This is a genomic window from Enteractinococcus helveticum (assembly GCF_020742345.1).
GTDB lineage: Bacteria > Actinomycetota > Actinomycetes > Actinomycetales > Micrococcaceae > Yaniella > Yaniella helvetica_A.
The window spans coordinates 185,572-209,570 of the sequence record NZ_DYXC01000072.1 but is presented as its reverse complement, the minus strand read 5'-3'; the positions used below and the strand labels follow the sequence as shown (position 1 = coordinate 209,570).

The following is a 23,999-nucleotide window of genomic DNA, read 5'->3' as shown; positions in this document are numbered from 1 at the left end:
AAACAAATAAATATTGACCACCAGTCCATGGTGGTCAATATTTATAACGTTTTAGAGTTACTTCTTACGACCGAAACCGAAGAAGCCTCGGCCTTTGCCTGAGTCCTCGGAATTATCATCCCCAGATTCTAGCCCGTCCCAAATTTCTTGGCAGGCGGGGCACATGGGAAAACGTTCTGGGTCGCGAGATGGCACCCACACTTTGCCGCACAGTGCCACAACGGGCGTACCGTTGATGATAGCCTCGGTGAGCTTGTCTTTTTGCACGAAGTGCTTGAACCGTTCGTGGTCTCCAGGTTCAGTTGCATGGAGCTGCTCTTCACGCTCCAACACACCGGTTGCGCCGCCGTTGACGTCTTCGTGCGGATCGTAATCAGTGGACGAAGCGTACACAGAGTTCATCGGATTCATGCCTCCATTGTAGTCAGAACAGCGGACAATACGCGTCCGCGACAGGCTATGTGCTCAGTATAACGCCGCAACCTTGACAATTGACTGATAAGTTTCTGGCAATGCACGTTCATACCATTTGGCTCCAAGTTTCACTCCGACCCACAATAAGCCGGCCCCGTAGAGCACCCCAATCATTAACGTGATGATGCCCCACGCTTGACTGCCCAATATCAGTGCTACGACGGCAGGAATGACCACGGGTAAGGCAATCAACAACTGCACGAATAGTCCCACGGTCTGGACTAACATGGTTCGTCCTATTCCGCCTTCGGGTTGTGACATCAGGCTGGTCCCGGGTGGTGGAACTGGATAAATGTAGCGTGCAGAAATCACCGCTGACAGCGCCGTGCCAGTTAATAAGAGCCCAATGGACAGTCCCAGCCAGGTGGCCCACTCATGCCAGACGCCGGTGGCAGACACCATCGCGATGGTCAGCAACAGTACCACGGGTAATGCCCAGGTCAGCAAAGCCAAGACCCTGCCCAGTCGGTCATCGACACCGCGCACACCAGAGGTGACATGCAGCGAGAAACCGGTGGAGTCATATGACAGGTCAGCCGAGATGGAAAACGCGAGCATGTAGGCGATCAGGGCGGGAAGAATCTTGATAAAGAACTGGAAATCATTAGTGTCCATGACGGTGGTACCCAGCACACCGAACAGCACAAGCACACCGACCAGAATCAGGCTTGCAGCATAGCGGGGGTCTTTAACCCAGTACAGCAATGAGCGGGCCCAGATGACTTGCATCGGCGAATTTGCGCGTCCCAGAAGACCAATACCGGCGTTTTCGCGTTGGCGTTCGCGCGTGGTTCCGGCACCTTCAACCGCACGGTCGACGATTGCGCTATATGCCCAGGTTGCCAAACCAATATAGGCAAGCATCACGATGAGGTGTAGTGCCGCCAGACCAAACAGTCCCCGGGCGACGAACCACGGTAGGGCCAAGAATCCTGCTGGAGTAAATGCTACCCAGGTGGCAATCTGCGGCAGGAGTTCCCAGAATTCCTGGATGGTTTCAATGGCGCCCATCAGGATGAATCCGGTGAGCATTAACGGCACTAGAACGATCAGCTGGATGGCATCGCGTACGACGCGCCGGGAAATCAGGTTATTAAGCACCCCCACGATCACCTGCATGCTGATAACGCACAATACGGTGCCCAGCAGTGCGGACAGCACCCCAGCAATGATTGCCGCTGGCTGCCAACCCCACAACACGACACCGGTGAGCAACAACACCAGGGTACCGATGCCGGTTGGGGCCACGACGCCCCCGAGAACCACCCCGGGAATGAAGGACTTATTGGGGATGCCGAAAGTCAGAAAATGTTTCGGGTTAGTGAAGGGGTTTGATGAAGAAAAGATGATCGGTCCGACCATCCAGACGATCAGGCTCACAGCTCCGCACAGGACAAAGACTCCGCCACGGGCGGTATAGGACATTTCTTGGACCGGGATAGCGGCCGCCAGAAACGCCAGAACGTAGGCCATGACGATAAAATATAAAAACCCCAGGGCAGAAAAGATCGCCCCGATCATCGTCCCCACGGAACGCCGAAACCCGTTCCACATCAATAAGTACCGCAGACGAACTAGGTGCGAAACCATGACAGTCCTTCCCCGGATTGTTCGCTGGAGACCATGCCTACGAAGCGGTCTTCAAGTGAGACGCCGTCGGTGACTTCCGCCATGGATCCCGATGCCAGGACCTGACCCTTATCGATGACCGCAACATGGTCACAGGTACGTTCAACCAGATCCATCACGTGAGAGGAGATCATCACGGTGCCGCCGGAGTTCACATAATCATTCAGGATGGCCCGGATGCGAGCCGAGGACACCGGATCCACGGCTTCGAAGGGCTCATCGAGGATCAGTACTTGTGGCGAATGGATCATTGCGGCAGCCAGCGAGATTTTCTTGGTCATACCGGCTGAATAGTCGGCCACCATTTTATTGGCTGCTTCTTCCAGATCCATGACCCGCAATAGGTCGGGCACGCGCTCGGCAACGACGTTGGCCGCCATACCACGCAGTAGCCCTGAATAGGTGATCAGCTGGGTACCGGTGAGCCGGGGAAATACCGCGGCGCCGTCCACCAGGACACCCAGTACAGACTTGGCTTGTTGCGGGGATTCCCACATATTGATGCCGTGGACCCACACCTGGCCATGGTCCGGGCGCAACAGCCCGGTCATCATCGACATGGTCGTGGTTTTCCCGGCACCGTTGGGACCAACGAATCCATAAAATGAGCCGGCGGGAATGGTCAGATTGATGCCGTTGACGGCGATCTTGTCGCCAAATTGTTTGCCCAATGACCGGATGACAACTGCGTTGTCAGGGTCGGGTAGGGAAGTTTTCTCTAACATAAGTCCAGTCTAAAAAGTCGTGTGCAAAAAGGTATCCCCCGTCCGGTTGAACTTCGCCTCGGACGGGGGATGGAACGCATCAGCTGACCGGTTTAGAACAGGGTGGCAGCAAGTTTTCGGCGCGAGCTGGCAACTCGTTCGTCTTGCTCGCCGACGATACTGTAGAGCTCCAAAAGGTGCATGCGGGCGGTGTCTTTGTCCTCCCCGGCGCTGCGGGCAATGAATTTCACCAGGCGATCGAAGGCGTCTTGCACGTGACCGCCGAGCAAATCCAGGTCGGCCACTGCGGTTTGCGCGGCCACGTCGTTAGGGTTATCCGCCGCGTTGGCGCGCACCTGTTGAACGTCCATGTCGCGAGTGCGCTGCATGAGGCCGACCCGGGCTTTGCCACGGACGGCTTCGTCGTCCTGCGGGTTTTCGGCCAGCGCTTTGTCATAAGCGGCAATGGCGTCGTCGTAGTTTTCGGCCTGCAGCGCGGCTTCGGCCTCTTGGTGCAGGGGTGGCAGCACGGCCTCACCGTCTGCGTCGGTGGCCTCGACCAGTGGTGGCACCGTGCCGGCCATGCCCGATTGTACGGCGGAGGCGTTGATTTCATCGAGCAGTTGTTCCAGCTGTTCGGCGGCTACGGGGGCGTTGAACAGTGGCAGGGCTTGCTGTCCCACCAGGGCTACAACCATCGGGCCTGCCGGCACACCAAACATTTGTAGCAGTTGCGGGTGTTTTTCGGTGTCGATGCGGCCCATAACCATGCGTCCGGCGCGGGCGTCGATGGCCGGCTGCAGTACGGCATCGATTTGGTCCGAGGCAGGGTTGGAGGGCACCGCCAGGTGGATAATCACCGGGACGGTGGCCGCGTGTTGTAACAGGTCTTGTAGCGATTGTTGGTCGACGTCGGGTAGGACCCAGGATCGTTGGGTGCCGCCCTGGGCATCGGCCGAATGGGCCGAGGACAGTTGGGTCAGATCGATGGCATCGCGGGAGTGCGATGGGGTGGAGTCAGGCTGTTGAGTCATAATCCTCTTCTTCTCAGATTCGGCTCGTGGACGTGATCACCAGTCTAGTGTGCTGGTTAGTCAACGGTAGATAGAACGGTCTCATATCCGGCCAGCGAAACTTCGCCGTCGGAAGGAATCAGCAACGCAAATTGTTCACGGTAGCGGATGCGCACCTGTTCCTCGCGAGACGACGACGGGAATTCGCCAACTTCCTGAACAAGATCGGTGACATCAACTGTGGCACCTTCTTCTTGCGGGGTCAGCGACTCCAACGAGTTCATGGTGCCAAAGACCAAGGCGGATCCGTTGGGCAGACGTACCGAGGTCACGGAGTCTTCGAATAGGTTTCGAGTCACGCTGGCATCAATGTCGTTTTCCCTGTGGGTTTCTTCCAGGTCGGCCTGGTGTTCGTGAATCATCTCGATCCACTCGTTATCGGCAATCTGGTCTGCGGATTCGGCCTCCGGATCCGTAAGATAGTCGGCCAGTGCTTCAACAGCAGCGTTAGGGGACATGACCAAGTCGGTGGACTCGTCGTTGGCCATATTCACCACACTGTGATCGGTCAGGGATCCGGCGGGCAGCTCTGCCCCGGGAGCAAAGGGGGCGTTTTGAACCAGCTGGTACTGCGAGCGAGCATCCTCTTGGCGCAACACCAATAGCTGGGTTGCCGAGCCTTCGGCGTCACTGGTGACAGCGTAGATGGTGCGTGGGAAGGACTCATCACGATCCATCCAGGTCGCCAGAATCTCATCGGAGGCCACCGGGATTCGGCTCGGATAGTCTGCATCGATTGTGTGGTTGCGGTAAGAATCCTGGCGCGAACGCAGCGCGTGGCCCGCCACGCGTCCGGTGAGTGCTTCGGCATCAAAGTCTGCATCAGCCTGTTCGGTGGTTGTGGACACGGCCTCGAGGATCTGTTCAAATTGAGCATCGACGACGATCGGGAAGGTATCGGAGTCTTCGGCAGCACCTTCTTCTTCCAGCTGGTTCTGATCGACCTGGTCCGAAATGTCGTCTTCTGCCGGAGCTTCCGAGCTGGCATGCACCGGACCGACACCCAGGCCGATGGCCAGCCCCGTGGCTGACAGCGCAGTAATCGTCCGGCGCAAGAATCCACCGTTGTCTTTTGTATCTTCGGGGTGGTCGTGATCTTCTGGTGCGTCTGACAGCGGCGGCTGCCCGGTTGTCGGGTCGTGATCCGGGCCAGCAGACCCGCCGGGGGCATCCTCATCGTCGTCGAGGTGATCGTCCTCGGGGTCGGTATTGTCAGCAGGCTCGTCCACGCGGCTGGTCTTGTCGGCAGTCGAACCACGAATCGCCAATTCATCTTCATCGGCAAGTTGGTCATCTTCGGTCAGTGGCAGACCGGCCACAACCTCGGTGGCTTGATCGGTCTGGGGATCCTGGACCGGTTCGCCGGCCTCGATCTGTTCAACAGATAGCGTCTGGGTCGTTGATTCACTGCCCGCCATGACATCGGCTGCCGTCAGACCGGTGTAGTCGCCGCGTTGCGCGGCGCGGCGTCCCGAAGTGCGTTTGGCACGTCGTCGAAATTCAACAAAGCGCCAGATCAGCAAGGCAATGCCAAGAAGGACCAGGGCAATGCCCGCGATCATCAGCGGCACGATCAGCGGTGAGCTGGGTTCAACGTTGACCCAGGAAACACTGAAATCGGCAGGTGCGGGAGCTGTTCCGTCGACGGCGATCAGCAGGCCCCACTCCCCTGCATCGGTGCGGGTCCAGCGTTGGGTGACCTCATCGGTGACTTCTTGGGTGGCCAACCACAAATCTGAGGTCACCGGGTTGGGCACTTCGGCTTGTCCATCCACATAGGTGATGTTGACGCTGGGGTCTTCCCCGCGGCCCACGTCAGTATTGACTCCGTCGATGCGATGATGTGCGGCGTCGCCAACCCAGGCTTCAATGTCACGCAACTGGCCGTACATCAAGGTGAACTCGCCGTCACCTTTCACGGTATATTCGATGGCCTCATCCGGGTCAATGTCCACCCCGTCGGTAATGATAGTCAGCGGGGCGTCTTGGGTTGTTTCGGTGGTCGCGTTGAATACGGCCGGGGGTGCCCAAATGGTTTGCAGCCCCACGGAGACTAAAATCGCGACGACGCCCAGAATCATGGCGCCGATACCGCCGAGAGTTTTCAAAACCTGCCACCTTTTCCGTTCGATTGCTCGGTTTGGCGCACCTGGTCGATGCCACCTGGCTAATTTTCCATCATAGTAGCAATCCCATCGCCACCGCGCCGTTCGGGTCTGCCACAGCGGCGGCATCGTATCGTAATGTGGAGGCTGTGGCGGAGAATTCGAAGTCGGACAGGCCAAAGTCGAACCTGTTCCAAAATATTAAGCAACGCATCACCGGGGCGCGTGCCCAGTTGGCTACGACCCGCGCCAGACAACAATTTCGCGTGCCCGAGCCGGACGAGTACCCTGCCAGCCCGATCACTCAGGCCGAAGATTTCACCTCCGAACGCCCGCCCACCGGCCCGGTGGAGCTCGTATCGCGCCCGATCAGAACCGGATTCTTACTGACTGTTGGCGTCGGGCTGGCACTGGCCGTCTACGTGCTGGTGTCATCAAATGTTCAACTGCTCGTTTGGATTCTGGCAGCAATTTTCATCACGCTGGGTTTGGATCCGATCGTCACCAAAATCCAATCCTGGGGTGCACCCCGCGGGGTCGGTGTCGCAGCGGCGGTGACCATTTTGATCGGGATCGTGACGATCTTTATTTCCACGCTGATCCCGGTAATCGTGGAACAGACCACCGAATTTGCCCAGATCTTACCGACCGTGGTGTCAGATTTTATTGCCTCAGATTTCTTCCGTGCTATCGACGACGAATTCGATGTTGCCACGGTCATCACCACCGAGGTCAATAAATTCGTTTCGGATACCTCCAATATCACCACCTTGCTCGGCGGTATTCTGGGGTTTGGTACCGCCGTGGTCAATGTTGGCTTCTCGGTTCTGATCGTCGTCGTGCTGACCTTGTACTTTCTGGCCTCGCTACCCACCATTAAACAGTGGCTCTACCGGCTGGCTCCGCGATCGCGCCGTGAACGGCTCGAATACCTCTCGGAGAAAATTACCGGGTCCGTGGGACACTATATTGTCGGACAGACCATCGTGGCCACGCTCAATGGCATCGTGGCGTTCATTGCCGTGTCCATCGCCGGGTTGCAATATGCCGCACTGTTGGCATTATTTGCCGGATTCATGGCTTTTATCCCGTTGGTGGGCGCGGTTACCGGTGGCATCATCATCACGCTGCTGGCACTATTTGCCGGTTGGCAATCCGCTCTGATCTTCGCGATCATATATTTCATATACCTACAAGTCGAGGCCTATGTGATCTCTCCGCGCATTATGCAACGCGCGGTAGCAATCCCAGGTGCATTGGCCGTCATCGGCGTCATTGCCGGCGGCTCCCTACTGGGTGTGTTGGGCGCGCTGATGGCCATTCCCGTGGTCGCCGGCTTTTTGGTACTCGTACGAGAAGTGTATGTGCCCTATCAGGACGCGCGCTAATATCGCATATCTTGGCGCCGATTATTCCAGCAAGCACTATGCCAATGACGACGTAATTGGCCGGCATCTTCATCTCCCATGAGCCAGTCTGACCGCCAGGTAACCACGTGCGTCTGGCCCTGCGGGATGTGCCGCAAACACCCCGGACAGGTGTAGATTTTCACCGCACGCCAGGCCGGGATCTGCCGAACGTGCCATCCGCCGTCAAAGGACTCTTCGTGAGAGTAGTTCGTGTCAAAAACGGCTCGGTTGAGTTCTCCGACGGGACGGGTTCTTCTGCCGCGTTTGGGATTCTGATCACGACGGCGCTTATTCTTGCGAGCCATGCACCTATTGTCACATACTCGCCGACCCACCCGGCTGCACTATGAAATACAAAATACCCAGTAGACTAAGGCCCGTTATGCGACTTGTCATTGCTGAATGTTCTGTCACCTATGCTGGCCGGCTTAATGCCTATTTACCCCCGGCCAAACGCCTCATTATGATCAAGGCCGACGGTGCCGTACTGGTCCACTCCGATGGTGGTTCGTATAAACCGCTCAACTGGATGACTCCCCCGGCGAAGTTACTCGTCTCCGAACCCACCGAGACCGAGCGGCAAGAGGGTATTGGAACGATCTGGACGGTGCAGTCGCAGAAGTCAGATGACCGCCTGATCATTAGTATTTACTGTATCGACCACGATTCCAGCCACGAACTCGGTGTGGATCCGGGATTAGTCAAAGATGGCGTGGAGGCTGATCTGCAACGGCTGTTAGCCGAACAGATTCACCTGCTGGGTTCAGGGTATAAACTCATCCGCCGTGAATATATGACAGCGATCGGGCCGGTCGATATTTTGGCTAAGAACGGCACCGGTGAAACTGTGGCAGTCGAGTTGAAGCGTCGCGGAGATATCGACGGCGTCGAGCAACTGTCCCGGTACGTTGAATTACTCAACCGTGATCCCCTGCTGGCTCCTGTGCACGGTATTTTCGCTGCCCAGCAGATCAAACCACAGGCACGTGTTTTAGCCGAGGATCGGGGCTTTAGCACCGTGACCTTAGACTACGATGCCATGCGAGGCGTCGACGATGCTGATGCGCGCCTCTTCTGAGTGCACCAACACCTTTTCCGACCGTCACATTCACGGTCTGGCCGGTGTTGATTTTGCGACCTCGAGTGTTAGTGCCATTCGCGCGGTGCTCAGCCTGCTGGCTTCCCGCCGAACCACCGGTGTCACCGCTTCAATCCCGACGGTTGACCGGGCAACACTGCCCAATACGCTGGACCGGTTGCGTTGCTTACAGTCAGATGGGCTCATAGACGGCGTGCATTTAGAAGGACCTTTTCTTGCACCCGAATATGCCGGTGCGCATCCTGTTGGGGCCATCATCAACCCACAAGAAGAACGTGGCAGGCTATTCCTAGAAACCGTATTTGAGTACCAACAGTACAGCCAGCTGATCACCATGATGACGCTGGCTCCCGAAGTGCCTGGCTTTGAGCATGCTGTTGAGCAGCTGGTCCGCCACGGTATCGAACCTGCGCTGGGCCATACCGCTGCCGATTACCACCAGATGCGCCACGGTATAGCCTTGATTCATGAGCTCACGGGTCAACCGGTGACCATCACCCATTTATATAACGCGATGCGTGGTTTTCATCATCGCGATCCAGGACCCGTTCTCGCGGTGGCAGAGGCGGTAGCAAGCGGTGAGGTTATTGTGGAGTTGATTGCAGATGGCTACCACGTGGATTTACCCCTCGTGCGCTGGTGGCTGGACCGCTGGCCCGAGGCAATCCGCTTGGTCTCCGATGCCTCGGCTGCAACACTGCCCCGCGGCGTTGAGCCAGTAATAGCAGGACGTCCACGGTTGGGCCACACCGAACTGCACTACCCTCAAGCAACCGGTCCACAACTTACCGGCAGCACCACCCTGGCTTCGGGTGGCAAAGACTTATTGACCATCCATGAAAATTTAGTCGCCGCCGGATTTGATCATCAACGAGTTTGTGCGGCGATGCAGCGCTGAATAGCAATCTGCTGGTCTACGATCGTGCTTAACGAAATCGGTCGACAGGGCCATCCACGTACCCTGTCGACCGATTGTCATATGAACTTAGAAATACCGCCGACGTTGTCGACGTCGTGGCGGTTCACGCCAGTGTCCGATGCCGACAGCGGGGCCGGATTCGTACCATGTGGTCAGTTCGGACACGTGGGCGTGCGCGGCGCTGAGTTTGATGTTTTCTCCGGTTCCGAGATTGTCTAACCGCAACCAGGAACGAATGCGGGTTCGACGCGGGAACCGTGTCACATCGAGCGTGTGCCGAGGCACACTGGCGGTCGGCCGCGGCCACATCGAATACACGCTGAAGATTTCCACCGAGTATTCGTTATACGATACGACCACAGGTTTGCCGGGTTTTTCGTCGTCGTGTTTGCTGACCAGACGGGCTTTAAAGGATCCGGGTGTTCGTAGCAGCATAAATAATCGCCAGGCGATGATAATAACCGTTACGAACGCTATAACCGCGATACCGATAAGCGTCCAGGCCAGCCACGACGGCATGTTAGGCTGACAGCTCCGCTTGCGTTGCGGCGATGGTCACCCGATTTGAATCAACCGAGAAGAACCCGCCGTTGGCCTGTGCGACCACGGCTTCGCCGTCTGCTGCTTCGACCACGACTTCGCCGTCACCTAGCACCGCGAGCAGCGGAGTGTGACCGGGAAGAATCCCAATCTCACCGTCGATGGTGCGGGCAGACACGGAGCGGGCTTGCCCAGACCACACGAAGTGGTCTTCGGCAACGATTTCGACGTCCAGAAAATTATCGGCCATGAGATTTAGCCTTCTTTCTGGATTTTTGCCCATTCGCGTTCAACATCATCCAGGCCACCAACGTTGTAGAAGGCCTGTTCTGCAATGTGGTCAAGGTCGCCGTCGGCGATGGCCTTGAAGCCTTCGATGGTGTCCTTGATCGGAACGGTCGAGCCTTCGACACCGGTGAACTGCTTAGCAGTGTAGGTGTTTTGGGACAGGAACTGTTCGATTTTGCGTGCACGGCCAACGATGACGCGGTCTTCTTCAGAAAGTTCGTCGACACCGAGGATGGCGATGATGTCTTGCAGTTCTTTGTTCTTCTGCAGGATCTGCTTGACGCGGGTAGCAACGTCGTAGTGCTCTTGACCAACGTACTGTGGGTCCAACAGACGAGAGGTCGATGCCAGTGGGTCAACCGCAGGGTATAGACCACGCGAAGCCAGGTCACGGGTCAAGTTGGTGGTCGCATCCAGGTGGGCAAAGACGTTGGCTGGAGCGGGGTCAGTGTAGTCGTCGGCTGGGACGTAGACGGCCTGCATGGAGGTAATGGAGTGACCGCGGGTTGAGGTAATGCGTTCCTGGAGGATACCCATTTCGTCGGCCAGGTTTGGCTGGTACCCCACAGCCGATGGCATACGGCCCAGTAGGGTTGAAACTTCCATTCCGGCCTGGGAGAAGCGGAAAATGTTGTCAATGAACAACAATACGTCCTGCTTCTGGACATCACGGAAGTACTCGGCCATGGTCAGACCGGTCAGTGCAACGCGCAGACGCGTGCCAGGTGGCTCGTCCATTTGGCCGAACACTAGCGCGGTGTCTTTCAGCACGTCGGCTTCATCCATTTCAACCCAGAGGTCATTACCTTCACGGGTACGCTCACCGACACCGGCGAATACCGAAGTACCACCGAAGTTGCGAGCAACACGGGTAATCATTTCCTGGATCAGAACGGTCTTACCAACACCGGCACCACCAAACAGACCAATCTTTCCACCCTGAATGTAGGGGGTTAGCAGGTCGATAACCTTGATTCCGGTCTCCATCATCTGCGTGGAGGATTCAAGGTCAGCGAAGTTTGGTGGCTGGCGGTGGATTGGCCAGCGTTCCTGTACGTCCAGCTCAGAGATATCCAGGTCTAGGGAATCACCCAGGGCGTTGAAGATGTGGCCCTTGACGACGTCGCCGACTGGAACCGAAATAGGACGACCGGTGTCCAGCACTTCCTGGCCCCGAACCAATCCGTCGGTGGCCTGCATCGCGATAGCGCGAACGAGATTTTCGCCCAGGTGCTGTGCGACTTCGAACGTGATGGTGGAAGTCTGGCCGCCCAGGTTCAGTTGAACTGTTAGAGCGTTGTAAATTTCCGGCATGGCATCGGCTGGAAATTCAGCGTCGATGACGGGACCGGTAATGCGGGCAATGCGGCCCACGGCGCCCGTTGTAGCGCCGCTACCGGATTCATTCATAGTGGCAGTCATGTAACTCACTTCTATGTGGATGTTGAATATGGGTCAGTGAGGCTGTGGTGTCAGCCCGTTTAGGACTCTGCCAGTGCATCTGCACCGGCGATGAGTTCGGTGAGCTCCTGAGTAATGGAAGCCTGACGGGCGTTGTTCATCAGCAAAGTGTATTCACGGATGAGATCTTCGGCGTTATCACCGGCTGCACTCATAGCTCGTTGACGGTTGGCCAGTTCAGATGCGGCAGCCTGCAACATCGACGAGAAGATTCTCGACTCAATGTATTTCGGCAGCAGTGCATCTAAGACATCTTCTGGGGCTGGTTCGTAGTCGTAGAGTGGCAATAAGTCCGATTCGTCGGTGACTTCTTCTTCCACTATTTCCAGTGGCAGAAGACGAACAACCGTTGGATCTTGTTTGACCATGCTCTTGAATTCGGTATAGACGATATGGATTTCGTCCACGCCGCCGTCTTCATAGTCGGTTAGGAAGGCATCGACAAGAGTTTCGCCGACGTCCTTTGCGACATCAAATTCTGGGTTATCTGTCGAACCGGTCCAGAATTTCTTATACGAACGGTTACGGAAATCAAAGTACGCCTGAGCCTTGCGACCGATCAAGTATAGGTCGGCGGTCTTGCCTTCATCAGTAAGGCGTTCGATCAAGGTCTCTGCGTGACGCAGGATGTTTGCGGAGTATGCACCGGCCAGACCGCGGTCGCTGGACATGATGAGCACGGCTGCGCGACGTGGGTTTTCTGGTTCCGACGTCAAAACGTGCTCAATGTCTTGTTGCGAGGCTACGGCGGAAACTGCCCGGGTGATTGCATTCGCATAGGGCATCGATGCTGCCACACGCTGGCGTGCCTTACCGATTCGCGAAGTAGCGATCAGTTCCATCGCATTAAAGATCTTCTTCATCGACGTCGTCGAATCGATCTTATTGCGAAAGACCCGAATATCGGATGCTGACATGCTTTTCCTTTCTGTGACCTATAGCAGGTGCCGGGTATTCCCGGCACCTTGAGCTAGGGTCGATCAGCGTTTCTGGCGGACGATGCGTTCTTGTTCAACGGCGTCCTCATCGATGGCGTCGAATTCCTCGTTGCCAGGCTGGACGGTATTGCCTCCCTGAGCGAGGAAGGACTTCTTGAAGCTGGTCACTTCCTGCTCCAAGACCGCAATGACATCATCGTTCAAACGACCGGATTCGGCAATGTCAGCTAATGCAATGTTGTTCAGACGCAGGTGCTGCAAGAATTCTGATTCAAAGCGCAGCACATCGGAGACTGGAACATCGTCCATGTGACCTTGCGAACCAGCCCAGATCGAAACAACCTGGTCTTCAACCGGGTATGGGGTGTACTGCGGCTGCTTGAGCAGTTCCATCAGCCGTGCACCACGGTCCAGTTGTCGACGAGTCGATGCATCAAGGTCCGAGGCAAACATCGCAAAGGCTTCCATATCGCGGTACTGTGCCAGATCAATGCGCAGAGTACCGGAGACAGATTTCAGCGCCTTGGTCTGGGCTGCACCACCAACGCGTGATACCGAGATACCAACGTCAACAGCTGGACGCTGGTTGGCGTTGAACAGGTCAGACTGTAAGAAGATCTGGCCGTCGGTAATCGAAATAACGTTGGTTGGGATGTAGGCCGAAACATCGTTAGCTTTGGTCTCAACGATTGGCAGACCGGTCATGGAGCCGGCACCCAGTTCATCGGAGAGTTTCGCACAACGTTCCAACAGCCGCGAGTGAAGGTAAAACACGTCACCTGGGTAGGCTTCACGGCCTGGAGGACGACGCAACAGCAGCGATACAGCACGGTATGCTTCAGCCTGTTTCGATAGGTCGTCGAAAATAATCAGAACGTGTTTGCCACCGTACATCCAGTGCTGACCGATGGCTGATCCGGCGTATGGTGCCAGGTATTTGAAGCCTGCTGGGTCAGATGCTGGTGAGGCAACGATGGTGGTGTATTCCAGTGCGCCTTCACGTTCCAGGGTGGCACGAACCGATGCGATCGTGGAAGCCTTCTGGCCCACAGCAACGTAGATACAACGCACCTGCTTATTCGGATCCCCCGATTCCCAGTTCGCTTTCTGGTTCAGGATCGCATCGACACCGATCGCGGTTTTACCGGTCTGACGGTCACCAATGATCAGCTGACGCTGGCCACGGCCGATCGGAATCATCGCGTCAATGGCTTTCATCCCGGTCTGAAGTGGTTCGTGTACCGACTTACGCTGGGTAACACCTGGTGCCTGGAGTTCCAGTGCACGGCGGCCTTCGTCTTCGATTGCACCGAGGTTGTCGATTGGTTCACCCAGTGGGTTCACAACACGACCCATGAAAGCGTCACCAACCGGTACGGACAGTACGTCGCCGGTACGGTAAACTTTCATACCTTCTTGAATACCCTGGAAGTCTCCCAGGACAACGACGCCAATTTCACGTGGGTCGAGGTTCTGAGCCAGTCCAGTGATGCCATTGTCGAAACGAAGAAGTTCGTTAGACATAACGGAAGGAAGACCTTCCACACGGGCAATACCGTCAGCTGCGCTCGTGACATAGCCGACTTCGACACGTTCGGTGTCGGCCGGTTCGTACGACTCCGCAAACTCGTTTAGGGCATCACGGACGTCGTCAGCGTTGATGGTCAAATCGGCCATCTGCAGTCCCTGCTCTCTTTTCATGCCACATCATTGTGGTGATGGGCCTAGTTGTATAGGTTTCGAGTGCCGGTTTCAGCCGGCCAGTTTAGTGTTCAGATCGTTCAGTCGAGAAGCGACCGAGGAGTCAATGACTTCGTCACCAACTTGGATCCGGATTCCGCCGATCAGCTGCGGGTCAGTGTGAACGTTCAGCTGCAGCTGGCGACCAAAAGTGGACGACAGCGAGCCAGCCAAGCGATCAAGCTGAGCTTGCTGGAGTGGACGGGCCACCGTCACATCGGCGATCCACTGACGTTGTTGCTGTGCGCTCAGATCAGCGAAACGACGAACAAGATCAACAGGTTTGACTCCGCGAGGGTTTTCAACGGCCTGACGTACCAGTAATTTGGCTGAGTTCAGGGCGTTGGCCGACATGAGGTTGTCAGCCAGATCGCCTCGGGAGGATACCGGTGCTTGTTGGTCTGTTAGTGCTCGTTGCAGTTCGTGGCTGGCTTCAACAACACGGTTGAATTCCAGCAGTTGCTGTGTGAGCGTTTTCAGACCTGCAAGACCGCCCTGTTCGGCGTTGTAGATAGCGGTAGTAGCTGCCATCTCTTCGAGTGCATCACCGAATTCGCGTTCGGTGGTCCAGCGTACGCCGGCAAGATCTTGCAGTACGGTCACAGTGTTTGTTGCGACTTTATTAGCAAAGACCTTGCGAATGAGTTCTTGACGTCGGTTGGCTTCAACCGTTGGGTCGGTGATCGACCGGCGCAGTGCACCGTTTTCGTCGATCACTTTCAAAGCCGCAAACAGTTCGGCGCCGAGTTCGACTCCTCCGGCTGAAAGGGTCGCTTTCAGCTCGGTGTGCAGTTGTGCCAATGAATCACGCGATGCTTGTGACATTACTCAGTTGCACCTGCACTCGTGGTTGAGGCCTGTTCCTTCTCCAAGTCTGCCAGGAAGCGGTCGACTACACGCTGGGAACGTGCATCGTCATCAAGAGCTTCACCAACAATCTTGGAAGCCAGCGATGTTGCGAGGGTACCGACTTCGGTACGCAAGGCTGCAACGGCCTGCTGGCGTTCAGCAGCGATCTGAACAGAAGCTTGTTCAGAGATGCGAGACGCTTCGGCAGAAGCATTCTGACGGGCCTCTGTAACAATCTGTGCCGCTTCAGTACGAGCCTGCTCGCGAATTTGGCTGGCCTCGGTGCGGGCTTCTTGCAGGAGCTGTTCGTAGTTGTTTTTTAATTGTGCAGCTTCTGCTTGTGCAGCCTGAGCGCGCTCAAGTCCACCTTCGATCGCATCCCGACGTTCGACATAAGATTTCTCCATTGCCGGAACGACGAATTTGATGACGATGAACAAGAGGACGAGGAAACCAACCGACGTAACCACAATTTCCCAAATATTTGGGATCAGCGGGTTCGCTTGCTCCTGTTCCGCGGCGGCCGCCATGATCGTCATGCTATTGATCATTTCAAACCATCCTTAAGTGTTCATTACAGACATATCAGGTCGGATGATAACCGACCGTGGATGGCGCCTAGGCTCCAATAACGAAGGCGAAGACCAGACCAAGAATGGCAAGAGCTTCTGCCAGAGCGAAACCAAGCAGCGCAATTGGCTGCAGCTGCGACTGGGATTCTGGCTGACGTGCTACACCGTTGATGTATGCAGCGAAGATCAGACCCACACCAATAGCGGAGCCAATTGCGGCCAGACCGTAACCGATCATGTTCAATGAACCGTGCAGTTCCATTGTGTTCCTTTCAAGATGCCTAACAGGCAGGTTGTGGAGGGTTCCCGGCGGGGATCCGATGGGTACCGGTACCAGGAAGATATTTCACGGCGTGTATCTCACCGTTGCGATCCGTAAGTCCGAATCGCCAAATTTCTGTATCAAATATTGAATTGTAGGCAAACCGTTTGCAGTTACGCCGCGACAGTCGTTGACGTGTCTACTGCAGGTTCCGGCTGGGCATCAATTGCCCCTTGGATATACAGCGCCGTCAGCAAGGTAAAGACGAATGCCTGCAGCACCATGATTAATAGTTCCAAGAAGTACAGTGCAACCGAACCGATAATGACACCGATACCAAGACCAGCGTTGAGAATGCTGTCAGTTTGAGTGATGAGGTATTCCGCACCGGAGCCAGCCAGCATAACGATCATGTGACCGGCCAGCATGGTGGCCATTAAACGCAGTGAGTGTGTCAGCGGACGAACGATGAAGTTCGAGATGATTTCCAGTGGAACCAACAGTGGCAGAATCCAACCGGGAACACCCTGTGGGACGACAGCCAATTTGAAGTACTTGATGCCATGGTGACGCAGGCCGACGCCGATCCACACGATGTACATGATGATGGCGATCGAGTATGCGGCACCAGCATGCGAGAACGATGGCAACTGCAAAATCGGGATTGCACCGAATAGGTTATTGAAAAGTACGAAGAAGAAGGTCGCAAACAGCAGTGGTACCCACTGACGGAAATGTTTCTCACCGAGAATGTCGCGACCCATGCCGTTGCGAACGAAGGCGTAGCCGGATTCAGCGATCCACTGAAGTCGACCTGGCACCAGGGATGGTTTGCGCATTGCGATGCCAAACAGTGCCCAGATGAGAATGACCGACAGAATGATCATCACCATCTGTTTGCCGAACCCGGTGCCGTACTCAGCCATCCACGGAATGATATCTGGCGGGTGCGCATCGTCGATCGTGGGCGGCACGTATCCCTGCGTGGGGAGATAACTTAGCACGAGTGGAAGCACGCAAATCCTCTCTTAAGAATCCCACGGGGAGGTTTAGGTTTTTGAACCTGCTTCGGGGATGTTGCCGGAGTGTTGTTGTAGGCAGTTGCGATATTCAACGCGTTTTTGCCCTTGGATAGTCTAGCAAAAACACTAACCTGTGTCGCATTGAGTCGCTTATTTGGAACGACGTTGCTTGTACAATCTAGCAAATCGTATGAGATATTACTCACACTATTTCTACGTGATGTCGAAAAATTCCAACAAAACACCTTGTCAGAGCGTTAATCACTGGGTATCACAGCCCCTTTCTGTTGTCTTAATCACATTGATCTGAAGGACTATGAGTAGATCAAACGTCGGGTATTGATAAATATAAGAACTTCTGCGCCTTGCCAGATCACGATCGCAACGAGGGCTCCAATAGCAGCTCCGACGGTATGTAACCAGTCTGGGGCAGGCACCAGGGCGAGCAAAAATCCTAAGATGACAATTTTGGCGACAAAAACTCCCATCGCCACGGGGATCGCCAAATGCCGACGCCGTTGCCACACAAGGGCGATCAGCAACACAGTGATAGCTGATAAGACCCAGACGATCATGCCGGCAATCAGCGCTGAGAGTCCGGCGTCAGCGTTTTCGACCAAGGTGAAAGACACAGCGGTGATAACAATGCCGATGAAGGTGGGCCACGAGGCGTGGATCAGGATCCCCCACCAGCCACGTTTATTGACGGGTTTCTTTGCCATGTGTGTCACCTTGTTCTGCCGATTGATTCAGCGCTCGTTCGGCAGCACGTGCTGCGCGCAGCTGATTGAGTCGTCGATAATAGGCCCGTCGCGCCATCCAAGGTCGAAGCGTTAGCAAAATAAGCAGTGCCAAAGCGACGATTGTTACGGATATAACGATCTCTGCTGGGAAATACGTCAGCGAAACAGCACCGTATCCAACGACAAAGGTCCATAAGTACAGCAGTAGTACTGCTTGTCGGTGAGTGTAGCCGCCGTCGACGAGTTTGTGGTGGATGTGGCCACGATCGGCACTAAATGGGGAGCTTCGTCGTGCTGTTCTGCGAAGCACAGCCATAAACAGATCCAATAGCGGCAGGATCATGACGGCTAGGGGCAGCAAGATCGGCATATAGGCGGGAATGTTCCGGAAGCGGAAACCTTCTAGTGCTCCCAGATCTGCTGTGACGGCCACGGCAGCGGTGGCCATGAGCAAGCCAATGAGCTGGGCACCGACTTCTCCCATGAAGATGCGTGCCGGATGGAAATTAAACGGTAGAAAGCCCAGGCAGGCGCCGATGAGTAGCGCAGTCAGCAGGGTTGCCAGGTTGGAGTAGTCATAGGCGTTGATGGTTCTGGTGAGGATGTAACTGTAAATAAAGAAGGCTGACCCACCGATGATGGCCACACCGGCTGCCAGTCCATCAAGTCCATCAATGAAGTTGAACGCATTGATCGTAAGCACAATAACGAAAATGGTAATAACGATCTGCGCGAGTTCATTATCAACGTGGATCCAGCCAACCGGCATGGCTTCCACGCGGATCCCAGCTGCCGCCACAATGCCTGCGGCCAGTATTTGGCCAGCAAATTTGATGATCCAGTGTAAGTCCCACAGATCATCTGCCACACCCATGATGAGCGTGACCAGAATTGCCAATAAGATCCCGACAATGGGCGCTTGGTAGATCCCGGATAAAAATGGGATCAGTGAACCAGCCCCCAGGACGATCATGACCGCTAACGCCATGGCTGCTCCCCCAAGTTTGGGGATGGGTTCGCGGTGCATGTCACGTTTGCGCGTGGGTGTGTAGACGCGTCCGCGAACACCTAACATGCGTGCCATCGGGGTCAGTGCGAAACTGATCAGCGCGGTGATGGCCACGATGGCGAGATAGACCTTCATAAGGACGAAGAATCCTCCGATGCCGGGGGTTCTGATGGCCCGGCATCAGGTGTTGGTTGGGGGTCATTGATGTCTAATACATCGGCAACGACTTCGCGGAGCTGTTGGATGGTGATGGCGCCGGCACGCAGGACCCGATGCGGAGTAACCGTGCAATCTACAATGGTGGATGCTGGTTGTGCCACACGATCACCGTCGTGAATGTAAACGGCTATGGATTCTCCTAGGGCCTCTTGGGCTTGGTGGACTGTGGTTGCTGCTGGCTGACCGTGCCGGTTGGCAGAGGATACTGCCAGTGGTCCGGTATTTTGCAGGATGTGTTGGGTGAGTTCATCTGCCGGTTGCCGTAGTGCAACGGTGCCGTGGGTTTCACCAAGGTCCCAGGAGAGTGAGGGTTGGGCGTTGAAGATCAGCGTTAGGGCACCGGGCCAGAAGGCTTCAGCAAGTTGTCTGCCGGTGGGTGGGATCTCGGCTGCTAGTGCATCCAAGACCTGCATATTGGCGATTAACACTGGCGGCGGTGATTGCCGTGAGCGTCCCTTGGCTGCCAAGAGCACAGCCACCGCTTGGGGGCTAAACGCATCGGCACCTACACCATAGACGGTGTCGGTGGGTAGGACGATGAGTTCACGTTGGCCGATGGCTTGACTCGCCGCGGCAATGGCGGCGGTCCGTTGGTCTGATTGTTGGGCGTCGAACAGCTGAGTCACGATAGTTATTGTGCCAGGGTTGGGGATGAATTCGGTGTTGGTTTCACCGATGGTGTGCGAATTGCCATAACGAATCGCTGGGCACCGGTGAGATCTTTGACGGTTTGTGGTTGTTCCCATGCGGGGTCAGCGGTGAGTGCATCCACGAGTTGTTGGGCGTGGGTGTGGTCATGTTCCATCATGAAAAACCCGCCCGGTGCAAGCCATCCGGCCGCCTGTTCGGCAATGCGCAACGGGATGGCCGTGCCATCCGCTGACCCACCGTATAGGGCAAGGTCGGGGTCTTGTTCGGCTTCGTATTGTGTGACCGGCGTCGTGGTGGGAATATAGGGCGGATTGGCGACGACCGCGTCAATTTGTGCTCGCAACGGTGCAAGTTCGGGCGCTGCTGTGATGACGTTGTGATGGTCGGTGGCATCTGCGCACAATACGGAAACGTTGTACTGTGTGGTGTTTTCGTCGGCAAGTTGGGCTGCTTGGGGGCAGATATCGATCGCCCACAGCTGTGTAGGGATGTTCCGCTGCTGCAACTGCTCGGCTAGAGCTGCGGCGATGGCGCCCGTGCCAGTACACAGGTCGAGAATCTTCAGTGGTCCGGGGTGTGACGCGAAATGTCGGAGCGTGGTTTCAACCAGGATTTCAGTTTCGACTCGAGGAATAAACACCCCGGGTGCGACCTTGACCTCGAGGCCATAGAACGCGGCGGTACCGATCAAATATTGCAGTGGTGTGCGCGTGGCGCGAGCTTTGGCAAGTTGGGTAATTTGTTCTACAGCCTTAGCATCGAGCCGTTCTGCTAGCGCCCGGAGTACTCCGAGTCGGCCACGGGAAATACCTAGAACATGAGCAACGATCGTCGCCGCCTCGGCCTGTGGCGAGTCAATATCCGCCTGGCTCAAGTGGTTTTGAACCAGGCGGATCACCTGGTTGACGTCGGTCATGAGGCCTTGGAGTTTTCGCCCAGTGCGGCAAGACGTTCGGCTTCGTCCATTTCGATCAACGAATCAATAACCGGATCCAGTTCGCCTTCTAGCACCCGATCCAGGTTATTGGCTTTGTATCCGGTGCGGTGATCGGCGATGCGGTTTTCTGGGAAGTTGTAGGTACGAATGCGTTCGGACCGATCCATGGTGCGAACCTGGGAGGCGCGGGTCTCGGCGGCTTCGGCGTCGAGTTGTTCTTGCTGCCAAGCCAAGAGTCGCGACCGCAGCACACGCATGGCTGCTTCACGGTTTTGGATTTGGGATTTTTCGTTCTGCATGGCCACCACGATGCCGGTGGGCAAGTGGGTAATGCGCACCGCGGAGTCGGTGGTGTTGACGTGCTGACCACCTGGACCGGAGGAACGATACACATCGATCTTCAGGTCAGTTTGGTTGATAGCAATTTCTTCTGGTTCATCGACTTCCGGGAACACCAGGACACCGGCAGCTGATGTGTGAATACGTCCTTGGGATTCGGTTACGGGCACTCGTTGGACGCGGTGGACGCCGCCTTCGAATTTCAGGTGTGCGAACACACCTTCGGCCGGATCGTTGGTATTGGATGAAATACCGATGTGGACGTCTTTATAGCCGCCCAGATCGGATTCGGTGGCCGAAATGATCTCGGTTTTCCAACCCTTATGCTCGGCATATCGCAGGTACATTCTGGCAAGGTCGGAAGCAAATAGGGCTGCTTCCTCGCCACCTTCGCCACCTTTGATTTCTAAAATGACGTTGCGGGCGTCGTCGGGATCACGTGGAATCAGCAGCCGGTGTAGCAGTTCGCTGGCTTCTTCGTAACTGGCTTCCAGCCCCGGAATTTCGGCTGCAAAGTCCGCGTCTTCTTCGGCGAGTTCTTTGGTGTCTTCTAGGTCTTGGCCGAGTTGTTGCCAGCGTTTATGGGCTTTGACGATTTTTTCCAACTCGGCAAAGCGCCGTCCGACTTTACGTGCCAGGGCTTGGTCTGCGTGGACTGCCGGGTCTCCCATTTTTTCGGTGAGCTCGGCATGTTCTTCTAACAGGTTATTGATGGAATCGAAGATCATATTTGGTACCTCGTAGTTGAAATCTTAGTGCAGATGAAAAAACCATCGCGCAACCGTATCTGGTCGCGCGATGGTTTCAGCATGCTTGCTAAGATTCTGTCTGACCACGCAGAGTGGTCTTGGAGACCAGCATCAGAAATTCCGCGTTGGTTTCGGTTTCTTTGAGCTTGGAAGTCAACAGTTCCAGAGCCTGCTGGGTTTCCAGACCGGACAGCACGCGGCGCAGCCGCCACATGATGCGAATTTCTTCTGCGGTCAACAGGTTTTCTTCGCGTCGGGTACCCGATGCGTTGATATCGATGGCTGGGAAGATACGACGTTCTGACAGTTCGCGGGACAGGCGCAGTTCCATGTTGCCGGTTCCCTTGAACTCTTCGAAAATCACTTCGTCCATGCGCGACCCGGTCTCAACCAGGGCGGTGGCCAGAATGGTCAGCGAACCGCCGCCTTCGATATTTCGGGCTGCACCAAAGAATTTCTTGGGTGGGTACAGTGCTGCCGAGTCAACACCACCGGATAGGATTCGGCCCGAGGCTGGTGCGGTCAGGTTGTAGGCACGGCCCAGACGGGTCATCGAGTCCAGCAGGACGACGACGTCGTGGCCGAGTTCTACCATGCGCTTGGCACGTTCGATCGACAGTTCAGCAACTGTGGTGTGGTCTTCGGCCGGGCGGTCGAATGTTGACGCGATGACTTCACCGCGGACCGAGCGCTGCATGTCGGTGACTTCTTCTGGACGCTCATCCACCAGCACCATCATGAGTTTGACCTCGGGGTTATTGGTGGTGATGGCGTTGGCAATGGATTGGAGCATCATTGTCTTACCGGCTTTTGGTGGTGAGACAATCAGACCGCGCTGACCTTTGCCAATCGGTGCGACGAGGTCCACCAGGCGTGGGCCCATGTCTTTTGGATTATTATCTTCCAACCGCAAGCGTTCTTTGGGGTACAGCGGGGTAAGTTTGTTGAATTCAACACGGTTGGGGTTTTCTACGGCTTCTTGGCCGTTGACCCAGTCAAGTTTGACCAGCGCATTGAATTTCTGACGATTGCCACCGCCACCACTGCGACGGTTGCGTCCACCACGGCCACCGCGTCCGCGGCCACCGCCCTGGTTGCTACCATCGTCACCTTCGCCCGGGGCACGAACCTGGCCGCGTACTGCGTCACCTTTGCGCAGGCCATAGCGTTTGACCATGGCCATGGATACGTAGACATCGTTGGGACCGGGCAGGTAGCCCGAAGTGCGCACGAATGCATAGTTGTCGAGCACGTCGAGGATGCCGGAGATCGGTACGAGCGATTCATCTTCAGAAACGTCGTGTTGCTGCTGATCGTCATCGGAATCTTGGTCATGATCCTGATCACGACGACGATCACGCGAGCGGTTGCGATCGCGTTGACGCTGACGGCGCTGGTTGCGCTGGTCATCATCACGACGACGGCGAGAACCGTCCTGTTTGTCGTCACCGGATGCATCGGTTTCCTGATCCTCAGATGAGTCTTGATCGTCCCGAGAATCACGGCGTTGGCGTTCTTGATCGCGACGCTGCTGATTTCGGGTGCGTTGACCGCGGCCACGCTGGCTGGACCCTTGCTCATCAGCTTTTTCGTCGTCTTGCTGCTCGGCGTTGTCGGTCTTGGGGGTCGACTCTTCGCGTGCGGTTTTGTCGTTACGTGATTGCTGGCTGCGGCCACCGCGGCGTCCACGGCCGGACTGTTGCTGGCGCTGCTTGGATTCTTCAGCGCCAGTGTCTTGTTGAATGTCCAGCTGTTCTTGGTCTTGCTGGTCAGCCGATTTTTCCTTGGTGGAGTCAGACTTGGTCTGCGTCTGATCAGTTACGGCAGCGGTGTCGGATGCCTTGGTGCCGGGCTTCTTGGCCCGCGAAGTTGTCCGCGATTTTTGCGATTTTGATTCGGCAGCCTTGTCTTGTTTAGATTCTGCCGTCTTGGTTTGTTTTGCCTCGGCGGTCTTGGCTTTTTGGGCAGCTGGACGTTCAGTACTGCCACCGCCGCGCTGGTGGTCGGTGATGACTTCTACCAGCTGGGCTTTGCGCATCCGGGAGATACCAGTGATACCCAGCTGCGACGCTAAGTCTCGAAGTTGGGTCAATTTGAGGCTACCCAGGCCAGCAGACCCATTTTCGGTTGGTGCCTGCATTGTGTCTTGTTCAGTCACGAAGGTTCCTTCCCCCTCGTCGGTACGGGCTTTAAGATACCCGCAGATTTGATAACAAGCCTGACGCGACTGTGGTTACGTCAGATTGTCGTGGTGTGATTGCAATATAG

24 protein-coding genes are annotated in these 23,999 nt (G+C 55.9%); 3 read left to right on the top strand and 21 right to left on the bottom strand.

Translation table 11 applies throughout. The annotated features are described in order from the left end of the window. Window positions 1-57: 57 nt before the first annotated feature. From K8V32_RS06835 to K8V32_RS06815, 5 genes are all read right to left on the bottom strand, one after another. Complete coding sequence (locus tag K8V32_RS06835; RefSeq protein ID WP_524536706.1) at window positions 58-411, bottom strand: DUF3039 domain-containing protein; 354 nt, start codon at window positions 409-411, stop codon at window positions 58-60. A 54-nt stretch (window positions 412-465) separates the two neighbouring features. Continuing rightward, window positions 466-2,064, bottom strand: coding sequence for a Tat (twin-arginine translocation) pathway signal sequence (locus tag K8V32_RS06830; RefSeq protein ID WP_303904829.1), 1,599 nt, complete (start codon window positions 2,062-2,064; stop codon window positions 466-468). Then, window positions 2,049-2,828 (bottom strand): ABC transporter ATP-binding protein, encoded by a 780-nt coding sequence (locus K8V32_RS06825; RefSeq protein ID WP_303904826.1) that lies wholly within the window; start codon window positions 2,826-2,828, stop codon window positions 2,049-2,051. The genes K8V32_RS06830 and K8V32_RS06825 overlap by 16 nt, the downstream gene beginning before the upstream one ends. A 92-nt stretch (window positions 2,829-2,920) precedes the next feature. Next, the gene (locus K8V32_RS06820) at window positions 2,921-3,841 is read right to left on the bottom strand and encodes a co-chaperone YbbN (RefSeq protein ID WP_303904823.1); all 921 of its coding nucleotides are present in this window, start codon (window positions 3,839-3,841) and stop codon (window positions 2,921-2,923) included. 56 nt (window positions 3,842-3,897) lie between these two features. Next, window positions 3,898-5,988 carry a hypothetical protein gene (locus tag K8V32_RS06815; protein WP_303904820.1) on the bottom strand — a complete coding sequence of 697 codons (2,091 nt, stop codon included), beginning with the start codon at window positions 5,986-5,988 and terminating at the stop codon, window positions 3,898-3,900. A 146-nt stretch (window positions 5,989-6,134) separates the two neighbouring features. On the opposite strand from K8V32_RS06815, the gene K8V32_RS06810 reads away from it, so the two are divergent. Then, window positions 6,135-7,373 carry an AI-2E family transporter gene (locus K8V32_RS06810; RefSeq protein ID WP_303904817.1) on the top strand — a complete coding sequence of 413 codons (1,239 nt, stop codon included), beginning with the start codon at window positions 6,135-6,137 and terminating at the stop codon, window positions 7,371-7,373. On the opposite strand, the gene K8V32_RS06805 is transcribed toward K8V32_RS06810, so the two are convergent. Beyond that, window positions 7,370-7,699, bottom strand: a complete 330-nt coding sequence (locus K8V32_RS06805) for an Rv1322 family protein (protein ID WP_303904814.1) — start codon at window positions 7,697-7,699, stop codon at window positions 7,370-7,372. The two genes, K8V32_RS06810 and K8V32_RS06805, sit on opposite strands and share 4 nt — an antisense overlap. A 77-nt stretch (window positions 7,700-7,776) precedes the next feature. On the opposite strand from K8V32_RS06805, the gene nucS reads away from it, so the two are divergent. Both nucS and K8V32_RS06795 read left to right on the top strand, forming a co-directional pair. Continuing rightward, entirely contained in the window at window positions 7,777-8,472 is a 696-nt protein-coding gene (gene nucS, locus K8V32_RS06800) for an endonuclease NucS (RefSeq protein WP_303904811.1), read from the top strand. Next, on the top strand, window positions 8,456-9,391 hold the full coding sequence (locus tag K8V32_RS06795) for a hypothetical protein (protein ID WP_303904808.1): 936 nt from the start codon (window positions 8,456-8,458) through the stop codon (window positions 9,389-9,391). Before nucS ends, K8V32_RS06795 begins: the two co-directional genes overlap by 17 nt. Before the next feature lie 87 nt (window positions 9,392-9,478). Here the strand turns inward: K8V32_RS06795 and K8V32_RS06790 are convergent, their stop codons facing one another. The 15 genes from K8V32_RS06790 to rho all read right to left on the bottom strand — a co-directional run bounded on the left by K8V32_RS06790 (window position 9,479) and on the right by rho (window position 23,871). Continuing rightward, entirely contained in the window at window positions 9,479-9,931 is a 453-nt protein-coding gene (locus K8V32_RS06790; protein WP_303904805.1) for a DUF2550 family protein, read from the bottom strand. Window position 9,932: 1 nt separating this feature from the next. Beyond that, window positions 9,933-10,202, bottom strand: coding sequence for a F0F1 ATP synthase subunit epsilon (locus tag K8V32_RS06785; protein WP_043057005.1), 270 nt, complete (start codon window positions 10,200-10,202; stop codon window positions 9,933-9,935). Window positions 10,203-10,207: 5 nt separating this feature from the next. Beyond that, complete coding sequence (atpD, locus tag K8V32_RS06780) at window positions 10,208-11,662, bottom strand: F0F1 ATP synthase subunit beta (protein ID WP_303904801.1); 1,455 nt, start codon at window positions 11,660-11,662, stop codon at window positions 10,208-10,210. 59 nt (window positions 11,663-11,721) lie between these two features. Continuing rightward, a complete protein-coding gene (locus tag K8V32_RS06775; RefSeq protein WP_303904797.1) occupies window positions 11,722-12,618 on the bottom strand; it encodes a F0F1 ATP synthase subunit gamma in 897 nt (298 codons plus the stop codon). 63 nt (window positions 12,619-12,681) lie between these two features. Further along, window positions 12,682-14,316, bottom strand: a complete 1,635-nt coding sequence (atpA, locus tag K8V32_RS06770; RefSeq protein WP_303904953.1) for a F0F1 ATP synthase subunit alpha — start codon at window positions 14,314-14,316, stop codon at window positions 12,682-12,684. A gap of 75 nt (window positions 14,317-14,391) precedes the next feature. Continuing rightward, complete coding sequence (locus K8V32_RS06765) at window positions 14,392-15,204, bottom strand: F0F1 ATP synthase subunit delta (RefSeq protein ID WP_303904794.1); 813 nt, start codon at window positions 15,202-15,204, stop codon at window positions 14,392-14,394. Then, on the bottom strand, window positions 15,204-15,779 hold the full coding sequence (locus tag K8V32_RS06760) for a F0F1 ATP synthase subunit B (RefSeq protein WP_043057010.1): 576 nt from the start codon (window positions 15,777-15,779) through the stop codon (window positions 15,204-15,206). The genes K8V32_RS06765 and K8V32_RS06760 overlap by 1 nt, the downstream gene beginning before the upstream one ends. Window positions 15,780-15,846: 67 nt before the next feature. After that, window positions 15,847-16,062 (bottom strand): ATP synthase F0 subunit C, encoded by a 216-nt coding sequence (gene atpE / locus K8V32_RS06755; protein ID WP_022871288.1) that lies wholly within the window; start codon window positions 16,060-16,062, stop codon window positions 15,847-15,849. Window positions 16,063-16,235: 173 nt separating this feature from the next. Then, window positions 16,236-16,988, bottom strand: coding sequence for a F0F1 ATP synthase subunit A (gene atpB / locus K8V32_RS06750; RefSeq protein WP_303904950.1), 753 nt, complete (start codon window positions 16,986-16,988; stop codon window positions 16,236-16,238). Window positions 16,989-17,398: 410 nt separating this feature from the next. After that, window positions 17,399-17,806, bottom strand: a complete 408-nt coding sequence (locus K8V32_RS06745; protein WP_303904784.1) for a hypothetical protein — start codon at window positions 17,804-17,806, stop codon at window positions 17,399-17,401. Next, window positions 17,784-18,971, bottom strand: coding sequence for an MraY family glycosyltransferase (locus tag K8V32_RS06740; protein WP_303904781.1), 1,188 nt, complete (start codon window positions 18,969-18,971; stop codon window positions 17,784-17,786). The genes K8V32_RS06745 and K8V32_RS06740 overlap by 23 nt, the downstream gene beginning before the upstream one ends. Next, window positions 18,968-19,681, bottom strand: coding sequence for an L-threonylcarbamoyladenylate synthase (locus tag K8V32_RS06735; RefSeq protein WP_303904778.1), 714 nt, complete (start codon window positions 19,679-19,681; stop codon window positions 18,968-18,970). Before K8V32_RS06735 ends, K8V32_RS06740 begins: the two co-directional genes overlap by 4 nt. Before the next feature lie 5 nt (window positions 19,682-19,686). Beyond that, window positions 19,687-20,622, bottom strand: coding sequence for a peptide chain release factor N(5)-glutamine methyltransferase (prmC, locus tag K8V32_RS06730; protein WP_303904776.1), 936 nt, complete (start codon window positions 20,620-20,622; stop codon window positions 19,687-19,689). Next, on the bottom strand, window positions 20,619-21,710 hold the full coding sequence (gene prfA / locus K8V32_RS06725) for a peptide chain release factor 1 (RefSeq protein ID WP_524536704.1): 1,092 nt from the start codon (window positions 21,708-21,710) through the stop codon (window positions 20,619-20,621). Before prfA ends, prmC begins: the two co-directional genes overlap by 4 nt. A gap of 88 nt (window positions 21,711-21,798) precedes the next feature. Continuing rightward, window positions 21,799-23,871: a transcription termination factor Rho gene (gene rho, locus K8V32_RS06720; RefSeq protein ID WP_303904944.1), complete on the bottom strand. Its 2,073-nt coding sequence runs from the start codon at window positions 23,869-23,871 to the stop codon at window positions 21,799-21,801. Window positions 23,872-23,999 lie beyond the last annotated feature (128 nt).

Excerpts from the sequence above, each read along its gene's own strand:
- rho (WP_303904944.1), bottom strand. The coding sequence starts at position 23,871 with ATGCAGGCACCAACCGAAAATGGGTCTGCTGGCCTGGGTAGCCTCAAA.
- K8V32_RS06785 (WP_043057005.1), bottom strand. The coding sequence starts at position 10,202 with ATGGCCGATAATTTTCTGGACGTCGAAATCGTTGCCGAAGACCACTTC.
- prfA (WP_524536704.1), bottom strand. The coding sequence starts at position 21,710 with ATGATCTTCGATTCCATCAATAACCTGTTAGAAGAACATGCCGAGCTC.
- K8V32_RS06825 (WP_303904826.1), bottom strand. The coding sequence starts at position 2,828 with ATGTTAGAGAAAACTTCCCTACCCGACCCTGACAACGCAGTTGTCATC.
- K8V32_RS06760 (WP_043057010.1), bottom strand. The coding sequence starts at position 15,779 with ATGATCAATAGCATGACGATCATGGCGGCCGCCGCGGAACAGGAGCAA.
- prmC (WP_303904776.1), bottom strand. The coding sequence starts at position 20,622 with ATGACCGACGTCAACCAGGTGATCCGCCTGGTTCAAAACCACTTGAGC.
- K8V32_RS06775 (WP_303904797.1), bottom strand. The coding sequence starts at position 12,618 with ATGTCAGCATCCGATATTCGGGTCTTTCGCAATAAGATCGATTCGACG.
- K8V32_RS06835 (WP_524536706.1), bottom strand. The coding sequence starts at position 411 with ATGAATCCGATGAACTCTGTGTACGCTTCGTCCACTGATTACGATCCG.
- K8V32_RS06805 (WP_303904814.1), bottom strand. The coding sequence starts at position 7,699 with ATGGCTCGCAAGAATAAGCGCCGTCGTGATCAGAATCCCAAACGCGGC.
- K8V32_RS06830 (WP_303904829.1), bottom strand. The coding sequence starts at position 2,064 with ATGGTTTCGCACCTAGTTCGTCTGCGGTACTTATTGATGTGGAACGGG.
- K8V32_RS06790 (WP_303904805.1), bottom strand. The coding sequence starts at position 9,931 with ATGCCGTCGTGGCTGGCCTGGACGCTTATCGGTATCGCGGTTATAGCG.
- K8V32_RS06820 (WP_303904823.1), bottom strand. The coding sequence starts at position 3,841 with ATGACTCAACAGCCTGACTCCACCCCATCGCACTCCCGCGATGCCATC.
- K8V32_RS06795 (WP_303904808.1), top strand. The coding sequence starts at position 8,456 with ATGCGCGCCTCTTCTGAGTGCACCAACACCTTTTCCGACCGTCACATT.
- atpE (WP_022871288.1), bottom strand. The coding sequence starts at position 16,062 with ATGGAACTGCACGGTTCATTGAACATGATCGGTTACGGTCTGGCCGCA.
- K8V32_RS06745 (WP_303904784.1), bottom strand. The coding sequence starts at position 17,806 with ATGGCAAAGAAACCCGTCAATAAACGTGGCTGGTGGGGGATCCTGATC.
- atpB (WP_303904950.1), bottom strand. The coding sequence starts at position 16,988 with ATGGCTGAGTACGGCACCGGGTTCGGCAAACAGATGGTGATGATCATT.
- atpD (WP_303904801.1), bottom strand. The coding sequence starts at position 11,662 with ATGACTGCCACTATGAATGAATCCGGTAGCGGCGCTACAACGGGCGCC.
- atpA (WP_303904953.1), bottom strand. The coding sequence starts at position 14,316 with ATGGCCGATTTGACCATCAACGCTGACGACGTCCGTGATGCCCTAAAC.
- nucS (WP_303904811.1), top strand. The coding sequence starts at position 7,777 with ATGCGACTTGTCATTGCTGAATGTTCTGTCACCTATGCTGGCCGGCTT.
- K8V32_RS06765 (WP_303904794.1), bottom strand. The coding sequence starts at position 15,204 with ATGTCACAAGCATCGCGTGATTCATTGGCACAACTGCACACCGAGCTG.
- K8V32_RS06740 (WP_303904781.1), bottom strand. The coding sequence starts at position 18,971 with ATGAAGGTCTATCTCGCCATCGTGGCCATCACCGCGCTGATCAGTTTC.